This window comes from Streptomyces sp. NPDC002795, from assembly GCF_042888725.1.
In the GTDB taxonomy this organism is placed as follows: Bacteria; Actinomycetota; Actinomycetes; order Streptomycetales; family Streptomycetaceae; genus Streptomyces.
Window position 1 is genome coordinate 828890 of record NZ_JBIAQB010000001.1, and the last position, 16642, is coordinate 845531.

Consider the following 16642-nt stretch of genomic DNA (forward strand, 5'->3'; position numbering starts at 1 on the left):
GTTCAGCGGGCCTTGGCGTGGGTGGCTCTCGGGACGAACTCGGTCGGCAGGACGAGGCGTTCGCCGTCGGCGTCGACCTCTCCGGTGATCCGCCGGGCGAGCAACCGGGCCGCCTGGCAGGCGAGTTCACCCAGATCGTGCCGGACGGTGGTCAGCCGGAACACCTCCCAGGCCGCCATGGGCAGGTCGTCGAAGCCGATGACGGTGAGATCGTCGGGCACCTTGACGCCCGCCGCGAGCGCGGCGTTGAGCACACCGATGGCGACCACGTCGTTGCCGCAGAACACGGCGGTGGGCGGTTCGGCCGCCTTGAGGAGGGCGGGCAGCGCCGCGTATCCGGTCTCGTACTCGAACGCGCCGCGCACCACGCGGTCGTCCGGCAGCCCGATGCCGGCGTCGGCCAGGGCCAGCCGGAAGCCCAGCTCGCGCTCGCGCCCGGTCGTGGTGTTGACCGCGCCGAAGATGCCCGCGATGCGCCGGTGCCCGAGCTCGACGAGTTGCTGTGCGACGAGGCGTCCTCCGCCCTCGTTGTCGACGACGGAGGCGAAGTCGCCGGGCCGGCCGGTGTCCCGGTTGAGGAACACGTAGGGCATGCCGCGCCGCTCCAGCAGAGCGGGCAGCCGCGAGTCGGTGGTGGCGGTCGCGAGGACGACTCCGTCGAGGGACTGGTCAAGCAGCTTCTCCTCGGCGACCGCCTCGTCGGAGCGCTCGGTGAGCAGCATCATCCGGTACCCGAGCCGCTGCAGTTCGTCGTGGAGCGGGGCGACGACGTGCGGGTAGAACGGGTTGGTCATGTCGGTCACGATGACACCGACCCTGCGGGTGGCCCGGGTCGACAGTGTGCGGCCCGCTTCGCTGGGTACGTAGTTGAGCGCCTGGGCGGCCCGTTTGACCTTCGCACGGGTGGCCTGGGACACGCGGGGATCGTCGCGCAGGGCACGGGACACCGTGGGCTGCGAGACACCCGCGAGTTTCGCCACGTCGTGACTCGTGATCGCCATGACTCTCTCCTCGTCGACACCGACGGCCAGTATACGTATGTCCCTCCGGATACGGATGTCCTTCCGGAGCCCCGATACGAGCGGTTCCGGCAAATTCGATCCACACCTCTTGACAGGGCCACCCCCCACGGCCTGTCATGGGAATGCATACGTATTCCATTCATGAGTCGCTGCCCAGGGAGCCCCCATGCCCGATGTCGTCGTGTCCACCCCCGACCTTGAGCGCCGCACGGTGCGCCGCAGCGACTTCGTCTCCTGCAACCAGGCGTTCATCGACTGCCGTACACCCGGCTCGGACCGGAAGGAGAACTACGCCATGATCGGCCCCGGCGTCTCGCAGTCCTCCGGTCAGCACGTCAACCTGCGGCTGCCGCACGGCTACAACATCGGCGCCGCCGCCATGCCGCACGGCATCACCAACAATCTGCACCTGCACTACACCGCCGAGGTGTTCATCTGCACCGACGGCGAGTACCTGCTGCGTTGGGGCGCCGACGGCGAGGAGGGCGAACTCCCCATGAAGGCAGGGGACATCGCGTCCATCCCCACCTGGATCTTCCGCGGCTTCACCAACACCGGACCGGACGACGGCTGGCTGTTCACCGTCCTCGGCCATGACAGGACCGGCGGCATCATCTGGGGCCCCTCGGTCCTGCGCGAGGCCGCACAGCACGGCCTGTACCTCAGCGCCGACAACCAGCTGATCGACACCGACGCCGGGGACGACCTCCCGCCGGAGTCCGAGCGGGTCACGCCGATGGCACAGGAGCACATCGACCGGCTGCGCCACTACAGCGCCGAGGAGATGAAGCGCCGGGTCGCCGCGGCCGACGAACTCGTCTGGTCCGAGCACCCCTTCATCGACAGCAGCCTGCCGGGCGGCGGCGCGCGCCTGAGCTGCGTCATCGGCTACGGCATGACCGAGGACCCGCACCAGGAGCCGCGCGTGTTCAACCCGCACGGTCACAACGTCGCCTGGCTGCGCGCCGAGCCGGGCCAGGGTGTCTCGCAGCACCGGCAGCAGGAGACCCAGACACTCATCGTCAAGAACGGCGAGTGGGAGATCACCCTCAACCGCACCGACCAGGTCTCGGTACGCCTCGGCCCGCGCGACATGCTGTCCGTGCCGCAGGACGCCTGGCGCACGCTGCGCAACGTCGGCGAGGAGGAGGGCGACCTCCTGGTGGTCAACTCCGGGGACGGACGGGTCCGTCTGGAGTGGGACGAGGAGGTCCTCAAGGCCGCCGCCGACGCGGGCCTCGGCCTGGACCACAACGGGTACGTCGCCCCGTACGCGCTGCTCCCCCGCTCCGCGCGGCGCTGGTGACCGGCGTGCCGCTGCCGCTGGTCGTGGTGCCCGGCATGCTCTGCGACGCGAGCCTGTGGTCGGACGTCACCTTCCCCGAGGGCCACACCGTCCACCACGTGGCACTGCGGCGGCCGGACATCGGCGCGCTCGCGGACGATGTGCTGTCCGCGGTCGACGGGCCGTTCGTGCTCGTCGGGCTCAGTCTGGGCGCCATCGTCGGGTTCGAGGCGCTGCGGCGGGCCCCTGAGCGGGTGGCCGGGCTGTGCGTGATGGCGACGAACGCCGCCGCGCCGCGCCCCGAACAGCACGCCGCCTGGCGGGAGTTGGACACTCTCGTCGCCGCCGGTCGGTTCGCGGAGGTGGTCGAGCGCACGCTGCCGGACATGTTCCCCGACCGGCGCCGGTCCGCGGCGGACGCGGAGCGCTACCGCCGCATGGCGCGGTCCGTGGGCCCCGACGCCGCCCGCGCCCAGCTCGCCGCCCAGCCCACCCGCGAGGACGCGTTCGCGGCGCTGCGCTCGGCGCGCTGCCCCTCCGTCGTCCTCGCGGGCAGCCGGGACACGCTGTGCCCGCCCGCCTTCCACCACTCCATCGCCGAGGCCCTGCCGCACTCCCATGTGCGCGAGCTTCCCGACGCCGGACACCTGGTGCCGTGGCAGCGACCGGTCGCCGTGGACGCGGCGCTCCAGGACCTGGTCGCCGCGGCCGCCGTCTGAGTCCCCATCTCCGTACCGAACAAAGCGAGTTGAAGAGAGCCGTCATGCCCCGATTCCTCAAGTCCCCCGTCCCGGCCGCCCAGGTGACCGCCGCCCGCGCGGACGTCGCCGATCGTGTGCGCGCCATCCTCGACGACATCCGCGAGCGCGGCGACGAGGCGGTGCGCCAGTATTCCGAGAAGTTCGACAACTGGAGCCCTGAGTCCTTCCGGCTGTCGCCCGAGGAGATCGAGCGGATCGTCGCCGGTGTCCCGCAGCAGGTCCTGGACGACATCCGCTTCGTGCAGGAGCAGGTGCGCACCTTCGCCCAGGCGCAGCGCGACTCGATGCTCGACGTCGAGATCGAGACACTGCCCGGCGTCCGGCTCGGCCACCGGCACGTGCCCGTCGCCGCCGCCGGCGCGTATGTGCCGGGCGGCCGCTACCCGCTCACCGCCTCGGCCCACATGACCATCGTGACCGCCAAGGTCGCGGGCGTGCCCCGGGTCGTCGCCTGCACCCCGCCCATCCGGGGCGAGATCCCGGCCGCGACGGTCGCGGCGATGCATCTGGCGGGCGCCGACGAGATCTATCTGCTGGGCGGCGTCCAGGCCGTCGCGGCGATGGCCGTGGGGACCGAGACGATCGGCGGCGTGCCGATGCTGGCGGGGCCCGGCAACGCGTATGTGGCGGAGGCCAAGCGGCAGCTGTTCGGTGAGGTGGGCATCGACCTGTTCGCCGGGCCCACGGAGATCCTGGTGATCGCGGACGAGCACGCGGACCCCTTCGTGGTCGCCGTCGACCTGCTGTCCCAGGCCGAGCACGGCCCGGACTCCCCCGCCGTCCTCGTCACCACGTCCGAGGAGCTGGGGCGCGAGGTCGAGCGGCACATCGAGCGGCTGCTGCCCGGCATGCCGACGAAGGACTTCGCCGGGCCCGCCTGGCGCGACCACGGCGAGATCGTCGTGGCCGACACCCTCGACGAGGCCTTCGAGATCGCCGACTCGTACGCCAGCGAGCACGTCGAGGTACTCACCGAGAACCCGCGCCAGGCTCTGGACACGATGCGTGACTACGGCGCACTCTTCCTCGGCGAAGGTACGTGTGTCAGCTACGGCGACAAGGTCATCGGCACCAACCACGTCCTGCCCACCCGCGGCGCAGCCCGCTACACGGGCGGTCTGTGGGTCGGCAAGTACCTCAAGACGGTCACCCACCAGGAGGTCGCCGACACCGCTTCGTCGGCGCTGCTCGGTGAGGTGTGCGGGCGCGCCGCCCGCGTCGAGCTCTTCGAGGGTCACGCGCGTTCCGGTGACGTCCGCGCCGCGAAGTACGGCGACAAGACGCTGGAGTGGAACGAGGAGGCCGGCGCATGACGACCGACCGCACGAATGCGCCGCTCGCCGGGCGGACGGCGCTCGTGACCGGGGGCGGCAGCGGCCTGGGCCGCGCCATCACCCGCTCCCTGCTGGCCGACGGAGCCCGCGTGGTGATCACGGGCCGCGACGTGGACACCCTGAAGCGCACCGCCGACGAGCTGGGGCCCGGGGTCGTCCCGCAGGTCTGCGACGTGTCACGCCCCGCCGATGTCGACGCGCTCGCCGACGCCCTCGTGGACGACGAGGTGTCGATCCTGGTCAACAACGCGGGCATCGCGGGTCCGGTGGCCTCGCTGACCGACATCTCGCCCGAGGAGTGGGACGAGGTCTTCGACATCAACGTACGCGGTGTGTTCCTGATGTGCCGGGCGTTCCTTCCCGCGATGACACGTCGTGGCTCCGGTGATGTCATCAACGTCGCGTCGGTGTCGGGCAAGCGGCCGCTGCTGCGGCGCACCCCGTACTGCGCGTCGAAGATGGCGGTCATCGGCCTGACGACCACGCTGGCGGGCGAGGTGGGGCCGCAGGGCGTCACCGTCAACTCGCTGTCCCCCGGGCCGGTTTCGGGCCCCCGCATGGAGCGCAACTTCCGCCTGGAGGCCGAGCGTACGGGCGGCAGCTACGCCGAGGCGGAGGAGGCCTTCGTGTCGCGTGCCGCGCTCGGGCGGATGGTGACCGAGGAGGAGGTCGGCGAGGCGGTGAGCGCGATGCTGCGGATGCGTGGCATGTGCGGCGCCGATATCGACCTGTCGGCGGGGATGGTGGCACGATGACGGTTCCTCGCACCCCGCGCCGCAGCCTCAAGCAGCGTCTGGCGGACGGCGATTCGCTGCGCGGCGCGCTGCTGCGGCTGCCGTCGGAGACGCTGGTGGAGATGGCGGGCGTCGCCGGTCTGGACTACGTGCTCATCGACTGCGAGCACGGGCCCGCGGACACGGCACTGCTCCAGCAGCACATCATGGCGGCCGAGGCCCATGGCATCGACGTGCTGGTACGGGTGGGCACCGCCGAGCCCGCACTGACGCTGCGCTGCCTGGACCTGGGCGCGGCCGGTGTCGTCCACCCGCACGTGGACGGCGCCGAGGACGCCCGGCGGGCGGTCGCCGCGAGCCACTATCCGCCGTGGGGCGAGCGGGGTTTCGCCACGTACAGCAGGTCGGGGCGGTTCGGCACGGTCACCGCGGCCGAGCATGTGGCAGCGTCCCGCGAGACGCTGGTGATCCCGATGATCGAGACACGGCGTGCGTGTGCCGCGGCCGACGAGATCGCCGGTACCGAGGGCGTGGACGCGGTCCTGGTGGGCCCCGCCGACCTGGCGGCGGACTGCGGTTTCCCCGCGCCGGAGGTCGTCGACGAGCTGGTCCAGCAGTCACATCGGGCCACCTCGAAGAACGGCCGCACGGTGATGACGATCGTCCCCCATCTCGCGGCGGCACAGGCCGCGGAGGAGGCCGGGGCACGGCTGATCGTCTTCAACATGGCGCAGGTACTGATGGACACCATGGGCTCCCTCGCCCGCACCGTCCCCACCCTTGACGCCCCTCCCCTGGAACTCTAATGTTCACGCCAAGTTTCATACGTATGCATAGCTCGTATGCAGATCCCTGCGCAGGTCTCTCCGCAGGCCACGTAAGCACCCCTCATCCGCCGCGCGATCGGAGCAGCCATGTCCTCTGCAGCGCCACCCCGCACAGCCCCCGAGTCCGCCCCCGACGAGGTGCAGAAGCGGAGCGCGATTCGCCGGGCCATCGGCGCGGGCAGCGTCGGTAACTTCGTCGAGCAGTTCGACTACGGCCTGTACGGCTACATGGCGCCGATCATGGCCCCGGCGTTCTTCCCCGAGAGCGACAAGACCGTGGCGGTGCTCGGCACGTACGCGATCATCGCGATCGCGTGCCTGGTCCGCCCCCTCGGCGGCACCCTCCTCGGCCGCTGGGGCGACCGGGTGGGCCGCAGGAAGACGCTGCTGTGGACCCTGGTGGCCATGGGCGCCTCCACCGCCCTCGTCGCCGTCCTGCCCACGTACCACCAGGTCGGCATTCTGGCGCCGCTCCTGCTCCTTGCGCTCCGCGTGGTCCAGGGCGTCGTCTCCGGCGGCGAGTACGTCGGCGCGGTGGCGTTCATCGTCGAGTGGGCCGAGCCCAACCGGCGTGCCTACTACACCTCGTACGCCTCCAACAGCTGCTTCGTCGGCACGCTCGCCGGTGCCGGTGTCGCCGCGCTGACCAGCTGGGTGTTCGAGGGGCCCGCGCTGGACTCGTGGGGCTGGCGCATGCCGTTCCTGCTGGCGATCCCGCTCAGCCTGGTCGGCCTGTGGATGCGCAGCCGCATCTCGGAGAGCCCGGAGTTCGTGCGGGCCACCGAGGACGGCACCAATGTCGTCAAGTCGCCGGTGATCGAGGCCCTGCGGTCGCAGTGGCGGCCCATCCTGGTCTACTGCGGGATCTCCATCATGTGCGCGATCCTGTCCTACACCTGGGTCACGTTCTATCCGCAGTACCTGACGAACACACTCGGCCTGCCCCGCTGGATGGGCCTGGCCTCCAACGCCATCTCGATCGCGGTCCTCATCCCGCTGCTGCCGCTGGCCGGCAAGCTCTCGGACCGCATCGGACGCAAGCCGATGCTCATCACGGGCGCCATCGCCTGTCTCGTGTTCGTCCCGCTGGCCTTCTGGGTCGGTGAGCGAGCCACCTTCGAGGCCGCCATCGTCAGCCAACTCATCTACCTGGTACCGGAGTTCTTTCTCACCGGCATCATCACCGTCTGCGCGGCCGAACTCTTCTCCACCCGCACGCGGTTCAGCGCGAGCGCCATCGCGTACAACAGCTCGTTCTCCATCTTCATGGGAATCACCCCGTTCGTGGCGACGCTGCTGGTCGACACCTTCGACACGATCTACGCCGTGTGGGCCTACCTGAGCGCTGGCGCCGTACTGGCTCTCGTCGTCGTGACCGGCTTCATGACGGAGACGTACCGGAGTCAGCTGGGCGCGGACAAGTTCCCCCGCCAGGAGACACCGAAGACCGCCTGATCCACCGGTCGGCACCTCTTGCCCGACCACCCACCCGTCAAGCAATCTCTACATACGCATTCACACCGCACTGGAACGGAAAGCACCATGGCCCTGGACCCCGTCGCGTACGAGCCCTACAACGACCCGGACGAGTTCATCCGCGAGGTGACCGACCGCATCTGGGTCGAGCGCGACATCGCCCACATCGTCGACAACTACGAGCCCGACTCGATCGTCCACGCCAGCCTCGGTACGGTCGTCGGCCGCGACGGCGTGATCGAGGGCAGCACGATGCGGATGGCCGCCGTGCCGGGCCACGTCGGCCAGGCCGAGGACGTGGTGTGGGAGGCCCGCGGTGACGACGCGTTCCTCAGCTCGCACCTGGTCTTCTCCGCCGACGAGCACCTCGTGGACGGCCGCAACGTCCGTGTCCGCAAGCGCACGGTCGCCAACTGCCTCTACCGGCGCGGCCGCATGGTCGAGGAGTGGGTGGTGCGCGACGACCTCGCGGACTGTCTGCAGCTCGGCATCGACCCGGACGAGGCCGCGCGCGGCCTCCAGTTCCAGGGCTACACCGGGTCGATGACCGAGGAGCCGCCGAAGGACGTGCTCCTGGAAGGTGTCAGCGGGCCGCGCCCCGACGACTTCCGCCCCGAGTGCGAGATGGTCCTCGACTTCATCGACCAGGTCTGGTCGCAGCGCCAGCTCAACAAGGTCAACGACTTCATGGCCCGCGACCTCTTCCTGCACACCATCGGCGACCGCACCGTCATCCGTCCGGAGCGCTACCAGGCCGACCTCCTGGAGATGGTCGGCCCCTTCCCCGACGCGCGCTTCGCCGTACGGGACGTCCAGACCCACTCCGCCGAGCGGTACGCGGGGCTGCGCGTGGCCGTGACCTGGACCATGCACGGCACGTACCGCGGCATCCCCGCCTTCGGCCCGCTCACCGGCAAGCCGGTCACGGTCCTCGGTGTCTCGCAGTTCCTGATCCAGGACGGCCGCATCGTGAAGGAGGTCCGCGTATACGACGAGATCGCGCTGCGCGCGCAGATCAACGCGGGCCGCGAGGAGGGCGCGGACGTGGCGGCGAACATCTACTGATTCCCTCCGTTCCGCCGGCCCCTCGCGGGTCGGGTGCGGGCCCGGCGCCATGCTGCGCCGGGCCCGCGTCCGTCAGGACGGCGCGGCCGAGTAACTGAGGTCCTTGGCCGTGAGCGAGGCGGGGGTCATCCTCAGCCACATCGTGCCGCGTTGGCTCGGCTCGTCGTACAGATAGCCCACGAACCGCTCGTCCCACAGTGCCTCGTCCGCTCCCAGATAGCGGACCAGTTTGCGTCGGCCCCTGGGCACGTCGAACGGTACGAGCTCCGCCCGCCCCCGCGCGATCACCTGCTGAACGCGGCCCGTCGCGACGTCGCACTCGTCCACCACCAGCGCGACGTTCGGGTCCTCCTTCACCCGGTCGTACAGCCGGGCCCACGGCCCGGTCAGCACCCAGAACGCGCCGTCCTCCCACAGGAACCAGACCGGGCGGACGGTCGGGCCGCTGGTGGCGAGGCGCGCGGTGAGCGGCTGCCGCAGGAACGGGTCCACATCAAAGTCACGAGACATCACACCGCCCACCCTGTGGTGTCGCACACCTCCTGTCGACCGACCTCCGACCTGCGACTTCCGGCCTAGGACGGGGCTGAGCGAGCCTTCCGGCCGCAACCGGGTTGGCGCCGAGGCCGAAGAAGCCCAGCAGCGCGACCAGCACGACCGTCGCCGGGACCGAACCGGCCTGCAAGCAGATCGCCGGCAGCAGGAGCGTCGCCCCGGCCGGGGCGACGATGGTCACCGCGTGCGGGCCGTGAACCCCACGACCGGGCGCTGCACGAACTCATCGGCGAACTGTCCACGCTCAGCCCGAGTTCCGCTCCCAGTGGGCCGCCCACGACGTCCGCATCCGTCACGAAGGTCTCAAACGGCTGAGCCATCCCGACGTCGGAGACATGGAACTCTCCCATCTCTCCCTGGGCCGGCCGATGGCAAACCGCGCGGTGCACGACCTGACGCCTACTCGGCCGAACCCAGCACCACCTCACGCATAACCCTCCGCCCCCTGCATCACCCCAACACCCCCTGGGCACAAGGGAGTCAAGGGCCCACAGACGTCACACCCACCGCCGCCGAACGTTCACCTCCGCCACACCCGGGTTCGCCACCGTGGGTCCCTGCCCAGCCCTCGACGCACCAGGAGGAACCATGACCGAGCAACCCCGCCTCACCCGCCGCCACGGACTGCGCGCCGTACTCGCCGTCGCCGCGGCGCTTCCCGCCGCCTCGGCGGTCACGCCCGCGACCGCCTCGCCCGCCGGGGCCGCGGCGTCGGGCCGCGGAGGGCGTCTGCACGTCATGACGTTCAACCTCCGCTACGCCTCCGACACCTCGCCCCACTCCTGGGCCGACCGCCGCCCCGTGATGCGCGACCTGCTCCGCGCGCAACGGCCGCATGTCATCGGCACCCAGGAGGGCCTGTACCACCAACTCCAGGACATTCACGCCGACTTGGGCGAACACTACGCCTGGATCGGCACGGGCAGAGCGGGCGGCAGCCGGGACGAGTTCGCCACCGTCTTCTACGACACGCGGCGCCTGCGCCCCGTCGAGTACGACCACTTCTGGCTCTCCGACACCCCGGAGCTGATCGGCTCCAAGACCTGGGGCAACTCGGTGATCCGGATGGCCACATGGGTGCGCTTCGCCGACCTCACCGACGGCGGCAAGGAGTTCTACGTCCTCAACACCCACTTCGACCACCAGGTCCAGCTCTCCCGCGTGAAGTCGGCGGAGCTGATCGCCTCGCGGATCGCGGCCCTCGACACGTCCCTGCCGCTGCTGATGACCGGCGACTTCAACGTGGCGGCGCACGGCAACCCGGTCTACGACCAGCTCCTCGCCACGGGCCTCCAGGACACCTGGGACACGGCCGCCGAACGCGGCAAGCTCTACGCGACGTTCCACGGTTACAAGCCGCTCGTCCCGGACGGCGACCGCATCGACTGGATACTCGCCACGCCGGGCGTGACCGTGCACTCCGCGGCCATCAACACGTATGAGAAGAACGGCCAGTTCCCCAGTGACCATCTGCCGGTACAGGTGAGGGTCACGCTCGGCTGAGTTCGGTCCAGCCGGGCAGGCGGTTCAGTCCGTCACGCGGTAGAAGCTGCGCGACACGTAGCTGGTGGCCTCCTTCGCCCGTAGGCGGCACAGCTCGCCCTTGAGCTCGCGGGCCGCCGCGAGTTCGGGGGCGTCGCCGGGGGCCAGGGCCAGGAGGTCGATGACGTGCAGGGCCTCCTGCACCTGGCCCGTGTCCCGCAGCCGGGCCGCGTGGTCGAGCACTGCCTGTTTGTCGGTGATCGCCTCCGCGCGGGCCGCCGCGGCGACGGCGGGGCGAGAGGGGTGCAGGGTCGTCGGGTTCCCGTCCCACCAGCCGGTCTCGGACCGCACGATGTCCCGGACGATGTACTCGCGGTGGCCGTAGGCCCCCCGCATCCACGGGACGTCGAACAGCTCGGCGGGGTAGTCGAGTTCGTGCACGATGTCGTCCGCGCACGCACCCTCGTTGAGGCGGTCCACGACCGCGCGGCGCAGCCAGCGCAGGGCGGCCGCGGTCGCGGTGAGCTGTTCGGCGCCGCCCTCGCGGATGACCGGGCCGAACTCCGGGATCACGGTGGTGGGTTCGAGTGCGGCGAGCCGGTCGAGGGTGTCGGCCCAGCGGACGGTGTCGCGCATGGTGCGCATCGGTGTGCCGATGTTCGGGATGCCGTTGATGACGGCGGCGCTGCCGTACAGGATCCGTTCCTGCGGCAACCACACGGCGGTCACGTCGTCGGTCTCCGAGGGGGCCCACAGCAGCCGGACGGTGCGGCCCGTGCTGCCCAGCGTGAGGGACTCGCCGTACGTCTCGTCGGGGAAGGTCAGCGGCGGCACGGTCGGGAAGGCCTCGGAACTCCTGCGGAACTGGCGGGTGTTGATGTGGTTCTGCAGTCCGGCGGTCTCCAGGTAGCGACGGTAGCGGCGGACGACGTTCTCGTGGGCGATGACGGTCGGCCGGGGCTCCCCGCGTTCGGCTGCGGCGTCGAGGAAGCCCGGCACTCCGTAGTTGTAGCCGAGGTGTCCGTGGCTGTAGACGATCCAGCGCACCGGTTCGTCCGTGTGTTCGCGCAGCCGGTCAAGGGCTTCGGGGACGACGGTCGGGGCGGGTCCCGAGTCGATGATCAGCAGCCCTTGATCGGTCTCCACGGCGAGGCTGTTGCCTTGTAGGCCGATGGTGTAGACGCCGGGTGCGACGACCTGGACCTCTCGGGAGCCGAGCAGGGGATTGTCGTCGGGCTTCGTGGTGAGCACAGGCAACGCTCCTTCGTACGGGAGGGAGTTGGGGCCTCACGGGTGGGTGCGGCCGAGGCGGCGGGCGTCGCGCTCGGGGCGTACGAAGATCACGGCGAGCAGTCCGCCCGCCAGCATGAGCGCTCCGGCCGTCGTGAACGCCAGGCCGTATCCGGCGGCCGGGTCCGGTGCGGCCTCGATGATGAGGCCGGTCACGTACGGAGCGAGCAGGCCGGCCGTGGTGACGATGCCTACGGTGATGGACAGGACGGAGCCACGCTGGCGAGTGGGGGTGATCTCGCTGGTGACGGTGACCCCGATGGCGAAGAGGATTCCGCCAAGCCCGAACGCGACGGTGAGCAGGGCGAGTTGTGGCCAGCCGCCGGGGGCGACCGGGAACAGCAGCATCGCGACGCCCGCGACGAGGATGCCGACCCCGCCGAGCACACCGCGGGCCATCCGGCTGGAGACTCCGCGCCGCATCAGCCACTGCGTGAACACACCCTGCGCGAGGTTGAACACGGCCGTGGCGATCCAGGGCAGCACCACCAGCGTGCCGGTGGTGGCCGGGCTGTACCCGAGGACGGTCTCCAGGTAGGGCGGTACCCATGCGATCAGCAGCGCCAGCGCCCAATAGGCGGCGAAGGCTCCCACGAAGCCGCCCAGCCAGGTGCCGCTGAGCAGGATGCGGCGGTAGGGGATGCGGGGCTCGTCGGCCACGGCCGCCGGTGTCCCGCTCGGGTGCTGGGACCCGGCGCCGGAGACACTTCCCTCCTTGCCCAGGACGGCCCACAGCAGCGCCCACACCACGCCGACCGCGAAGAGCGACACGAACGCCCACCGCCAGCCGAATGCCGCGATCACCGCGACGAGCAGCGGCGACGCCAGCGCAACTCCGATTCCGGGGCCGACGTTGAGCAGCGCGGTGGGCAGGCTCCGCTTCTCGTTCGGGAACCACTTGTGCACGGCGTGCATGGCGACCGGGTTGGCAGGACCTTCCGCCGCCCCCAGCACCACGCGGCTGGCGAGCAGCACACCGAATCCGACGGGTGCGAGGACCGGCAGCATGGTCAGCGCCCACACCACGGCCATCGTCATGAGCAGCCACTTCGTGGGCACGCGGTCGGAGGCGAAGCCGACGAGGATCGCCGAGAGGCTGAAGAGGAAGTAGAAGCCGCTGGAGAGCAGCCCGTACTCGCTGGGGCTGAGCCCGAGATCGTGCATGATCGGCTTCGCCGCCAGGCCGAGGACGGCTTTGTCGAGGAAGTTGATCAGCATGAAGACCAGCAGCAGGAAGGTCACGAGCCAGGCACGCCGGGGGCTGCCGCTCCGTGTCTCGCGCGCTCGCGGTGGTGCCGCGGGTGGTGTGTCGGTTCGGTCAGTCACGGGTCGTACGGAGGGGGTGTCCACGCCGGCTCTCCTTCGTCACAGGGCCCACCGTCACAGGGCCCATCGGGTACGGCCCGCGGTCCGCGCGCGCAGCTGGCTGTCGAGGTCGTCGCCCGCGAGGACGGCGCGGGACTCGGCGGCGGCCCAGGCGTAGACGCCCTTGGCCATCGTGGACGTGGCCGCCTTCTCCAGGGCGGCGAAGACGTCGGCGCGGGCCGCGTGTGCGTCCTTGTCGTCCGGGGCGGCGTCGGCGGCCAGCTGGGCGAAGTGACCGGCAAGCCGGTGCTCGCCGCGGGCGAGGAGTTCGCGGGCCCGTTCCGCGAGCCGGTCCGCGCCGCCGGTCAGCTGCGCGATCTCGCGGGACAGTTCGCCGCGGCGGGCGGGCTTGAGGTGGGAGGGGTCTCCGTCGTACCAACCCCCGTACAGCCGCCAGAGGTTGCGGACGACGAACTCGGGCTCGTCGTAGGACGGCTTGAGGTACGGCTTGCGCAGCAGCTCGGCGGGTGCGGTGACCTCGTGGACGACCTCGTCCAGGGTCGCCCCGGCGTTCATGGCGGCGAGCGTCTGGTCGTGCAGGGTCTGCAGGAACTCGGCGGTGTCGGTGAGCGCGGTGCGGATGCGCTCGGCGCCGACGATCGGCACTCCGTGGCCCGGCAGCAGGATCTCCGCTCCCAGAGAGGCCATCCAGCGCAGGGCCTGCGCCCACTCCAGGGCGTATCGCTGGACCTTCTGGGGGTTGCCGGGGTTCGGCGACGACCAGATGAAGAAGTCGCCGCAGCACAGGATCCCGCGCTCGGGCAGCCACGCGATGGTGGCGTCGTCGGTCTCGCCGCGCGCGTGCCGCAGCCGTACGTCGAGGTCTCCTACGCGGAGGTCGGTGCGGTCGGAGTAGGTGACATCGGGGTGGCGGTAGTCGGTGGGCCACCGGAAGTCGGGGCGCTGGAACTGGCGTTGGTTGATCACGCCGTTGTAGCCGGCGGTCGCGGCGTAGCGGCGGAAGCGCGGCGGGGTGTTCTCGTGGGCGACGACCGTGGGGCGGGGCGCGCCGCGCTCAGCGGCCTCGGTGTCGAAGGGGGCCATCCCGAAGACGTGGTCGATGTGTCCGTGGGAGTACACGGCGGTGTGCAGCGGCGCGTCGGTGCGGGCCCGCACCGCGGCGTGCAGATCGCCTGCCGTGCGCTTCTCCCCGGTGTCGTAGCAGAACAGGCCGTCGGAGGTGGGGAAGAGGTAGACGTTGCCGAAGGCCGGCCACATCCACACCCCGTCCGCGACCTCGCGCAGACCTTCGCGGCGCAGCTCGCCGGAGTGGTAGACCTTCGTGCTTGCCTCGCCGCGCCATACGCGGTCGGCGTATGCGAGCAGGTCGTCGGTCATGTGCGGGCTCCTTCTTCCTCGTGGTGTGTGATCAGCGCGTCGACGGCGATCAGCCGGTCGCCGACGACGCAGAGCGGGTTGATGTCGACCTCTTCGATGCCGGGGTGCTCGTCCAACAGCCGGGCCAGGGAGGTGACGGCCTGAGCGGTCGCCTCCGTGGGCGCGTCGAGTACGAAGGCGGCCCAGTCCGCGAGTTCGAGGATCTGCTCGTCGGTGGCCGGAAGCAGCAGGCCGCGGCGTGGTGCCGCGGGGTCCTCGGCGCGGTCGCCGCCGGCGCCGAGCAGCAGGGCGGTGCCGTAGACCGGGTCGTGGGTCGCGCCGAGGGCCAGCTCGGCGGTGTGTTCCAGGACGGGTTGCGCCACCAGGCGACGGTCCGGGTCGGTGGATGCGCCCGCCAGGCGAAGGCCCAACTCTGCTGCCTGATGCGCCAGTTGCCCTTCCTCCACTCCGACCCGCACCAGGCCGTGCCGCGCGCGGTGCGGTACGTCCGCGGCGTCCCCCTTGAGGACGTAAGGGCCCCGCAGTCCGGCGCTCCGGACCTCCGCGACGAGCCCGTCCGCGCTGTCGGCGGAGACAGTCGGTACGTGGGCGATGCCCACGGCCTCGATCAGTGGCGCGGAACGCAGTTCGGACCACGCCCACTGCGCCGCGGCAGGCCGCTCGTGCGGCACGGCACCGACCGGCGTGGCGTCCGGGACCAGGACGCGCAGCCGCCGCAGGAACGCGCCGATGCTGCCGACCACGGTCTCCGGCATGCCCAGCCGTTCGAGTTCACCGGACGGCGCGCACGCCCATACGAACCAGGCCGGTGTCCGCATCGACTTCGCCGCTCGCGCGAGGCGGTGGTAGGCCTCCGGGAACAGGTCGCCGAACGTCAAGTACAGGACGACGCCGTCGAGTTCGGGGTCCTCGTCGAGTGCGCCGAGGAGGTCCTCGACGCGGTCCATCCAGCGGAACAGGTTGCCGCCGAGGTCGACCGGGTTGGCGTCCGTGGCCTCCACGCCGCCGATCGCGGCGAGTCGGCTCCGTGTCTCGGCCGACAGCGGGGGGACGCGGACGCCCATCGCCGTCAGGTTGTCGGCGAGCACACCGCCCGCGCCGCCGGACATGGTGAGGACCGCGAGCCGTGGCGCGGGCTGGAGCCGGATGCCCCGGCGGGCGCACAGCACCGCGTCCACGAGCTGGTCGTCGTCGGTCACCAGCCGGATGCCCTCCTGGCGGCACAGCGAGGCGAGCAGCAGGTGGTCGCCGGCGACGGCGGCGGTGTGCGAGAGGGCGGCTCGGCGGCCCGCGGCGCTGCGCCCCACGGTCAGCGCGACGACGGTCTTCCCGGACTGCCGGGCCTGGCGCCCCAGTTCCCGCAGTCCCGCCGCGTCGCGGACACCCTCCAGGTACAGGACCAGCACCTCGACGTCGGGCTGCGCGAGCAGGTGGCCGCCGAGTTCGCCGACCGACAGGCACGCCTCGTTGCCGACACTGGCGTAGTAGGAGTACCCGAGGCCTGCGCGCTCCAGGAGGTCGGCGAGGACGAATCCGACGGCGCCGCTCTGCGTGACGATCGCGACCGGACCGGGATCCCCTCGCTCACGGTCCAGGAACACCGTCGTCGACACCTGCACTCCGGCCGGGCGGCTCACCAGGCCGAGGCAGTTGGGGCCGAGCACCGGCATGTCGCCCGCCGCGGCGCGCAGTTCGTCCTGGAGTCGGTCGTCGCCCTCCTCGGCGAAGCCGGACGCGTAGACGATCGCCGCGCCGGCGCCTGCCTGGCGGGCCTCGCGCAGCAGGCCGGGCACGGTCGCCGCCGGGGTCGCCAGGACGACCAGGTCCGGGCCGTGCCCGAGCTCGGCGAGCGACCCCACGGTCGTGACGCCCGGAAGCGTCAGCTCTCCCCTGGTGACGGCGTAGACATCACCCTCGTATCCACCGGACAGCAGTCGCTGCACGGTGATACGCCCCCATGACAGCTCCTGGGACGCCGAGACACCCACCACGGCAACGGACTTCGGCCGGAACAACGGCTCGCAACGCATGACTTCGGGCACCAACGGACAACTCCCTGGGGTTCGGACCACCGCGGACGGGTCCCACTGTGCCGACGCGAACCACAG

14 protein-coding genes and 1 pseudogene are annotated in these 16642 nt (G+C 71.0%); 9 read left to right on the forward strand and 6 right to left on the reverse strand.

Going from position 1 to position 16642, the window contains the following annotated elements:
- Nucleotides 1-2: 2 nt before the first annotated feature.
- Nucleotides 3-1001: a LacI family DNA-binding transcriptional regulator gene (locus ACFYWS_RS03615; protein WP_389269072.1), complete on the reverse strand. Its 999-nt coding sequence runs from the start codon at nucleotides 999-1001 to the stop codon at nucleotides 3-5.
- Nucleotides 1002-1188: 187 nt separating this feature from the next.
- On the opposite strand from ACFYWS_RS03615, the gene ACFYWS_RS03620 reads away from it, so the two are divergent.
- From ACFYWS_RS03620 to ACFYWS_RS03650, 7 genes are all read left to right on the forward strand, one after another.
- Complete coding sequence (locus ACFYWS_RS03620) at nucleotides 1189-2328, forward strand: cupin domain-containing protein (protein ID WP_389269074.1); 1140 nt, start codon at nucleotides 1189-1191, stop codon at nucleotides 2326-2328.
- Between the two features lie 5 nt (nucleotides 2329-2333).
- Nucleotides 2334-3026 carry an alpha/beta fold hydrolase gene (locus ACFYWS_RS03625; RefSeq protein ID WP_389269076.1) on the forward strand — a complete coding sequence of 231 codons (693 nt, stop codon included), beginning with the start codon at nucleotides 2334-2336 and terminating at the stop codon, nucleotides 3024-3026.
- 44 nt (nucleotides 3027-3070) lie between these two features.
- Nucleotides 3071-4381, forward strand: a complete 1311-nt coding sequence (gene hisD, locus ACFYWS_RS03630) for a histidinol dehydrogenase (protein ID WP_389269078.1) — start codon at nucleotides 3071-3073, stop codon at nucleotides 4379-4381.
- On the forward strand, nucleotides 4378-5157 hold the full coding sequence (locus ACFYWS_RS03635; protein ID WP_389269080.1) for an SDR family NAD(P)-dependent oxidoreductase: 780 nt from the start codon (nucleotides 4378-4380) through the stop codon (nucleotides 5155-5157). The genes hisD and ACFYWS_RS03635 overlap by 4 nt, the downstream gene beginning before the upstream one ends.
- Entirely contained in the window at nucleotides 5154-5942 is a 789-nt protein-coding gene (locus tag ACFYWS_RS03640; RefSeq protein ID WP_389269082.1) for an HpcH/HpaI aldolase/citrate lyase family protein, read from the forward strand. Before ACFYWS_RS03635 ends, ACFYWS_RS03640 begins: the two co-directional genes overlap by 4 nt.
- Nucleotides 5943-6050: 108 nt before the next feature.
- The gene (locus ACFYWS_RS03645; RefSeq protein WP_389269084.1) at nucleotides 6051-7418 is read left to right on the forward strand and encodes an MFS transporter; all 1368 of its coding nucleotides are present in this window, start codon (nucleotides 6051-6053) and stop codon (nucleotides 7416-7418) included.
- Between the two features lie 87 nt (nucleotides 7419-7505).
- The gene (locus ACFYWS_RS03650) at nucleotides 7506-8504 is read left to right on the forward strand and encodes an ester cyclase (RefSeq protein ID WP_389269086.1); all 999 of its coding nucleotides are present in this window, start codon (nucleotides 7506-7508) and stop codon (nucleotides 8502-8504) included.
- Nucleotides 8505-8576: 72 nt separating this feature from the next.
- On the opposite strand, the gene ACFYWS_RS03655 is transcribed toward ACFYWS_RS03650, so the two are convergent.
- On the reverse strand, nucleotides 8577-9014 hold the full coding sequence (locus tag ACFYWS_RS03655) for a pyridoxamine 5'-phosphate oxidase family protein (protein WP_389269088.1): 438 nt from the start codon (nucleotides 9012-9014) through the stop codon (nucleotides 8577-8579).
- Between the two features lie 311 nt (nucleotides 9015-9325).
- Here ACFYWS_RS03655 and ACFYWS_RS03660 point away from each other — a divergent pair.
- Nucleotides 9326-9493 (forward strand): annotated as a pseudogene (locus ACFYWS_RS03660) (transcriptional regulator); the annotation flags it as partial.
- Between the two features lie 154 nt (nucleotides 9494-9647).
- Complete coding sequence (locus ACFYWS_RS03665; protein ID WP_389269090.1) at nucleotides 9648-10562, forward strand: endonuclease/exonuclease/phosphatase family protein; 915 nt, start codon at nucleotides 9648-9650, stop codon at nucleotides 10560-10562.
- Between the two features lie 24 nt (nucleotides 10563-10586).
- Here ACFYWS_RS03665 and ACFYWS_RS03670 read toward each other — a convergent pair whose 3' ends face one another.
- From ACFYWS_RS03670 to ACFYWS_RS03685, 4 genes are read right to left on the reverse strand one after another with little or no spacing between them, the layout of a single operon-like run.
- On the reverse strand, nucleotides 10587-11792 hold the full coding sequence (locus tag ACFYWS_RS03670) for an alkyl sulfatase dimerization domain-containing protein (protein WP_389269092.1): 1206 nt from the start codon (nucleotides 11790-11792) through the stop codon (nucleotides 10587-10589).
- Between the two features lie 36 nt (nucleotides 11793-11828).
- Nucleotides 11829-13157 (reverse strand): MFS transporter, encoded by a 1329-nt coding sequence (locus ACFYWS_RS03675; RefSeq protein ID WP_389269094.1) that lies wholly within the window; start codon nucleotides 13155-13157, stop codon nucleotides 11829-11831.
- A gap of 54 nt (nucleotides 13158-13211) precedes the next feature.
- Entirely contained in the window at nucleotides 13212-14534 is a 1323-nt protein-coding gene (locus tag ACFYWS_RS03680; RefSeq protein WP_389269096.1) for an alkyl sulfatase dimerization domain-containing protein, read from the reverse strand.
- A complete protein-coding gene (locus ACFYWS_RS03685) occupies nucleotides 14531-16576 on the reverse strand; it encodes an acetate--CoA ligase family protein (RefSeq protein ID WP_389269098.1) in 2046 nt (681 codons plus the stop codon). The genes ACFYWS_RS03680 and ACFYWS_RS03685 overlap by 4 nt, the downstream gene beginning before the upstream one ends.
- Nucleotides 16577-16642 lie beyond the last annotated feature (66 nt).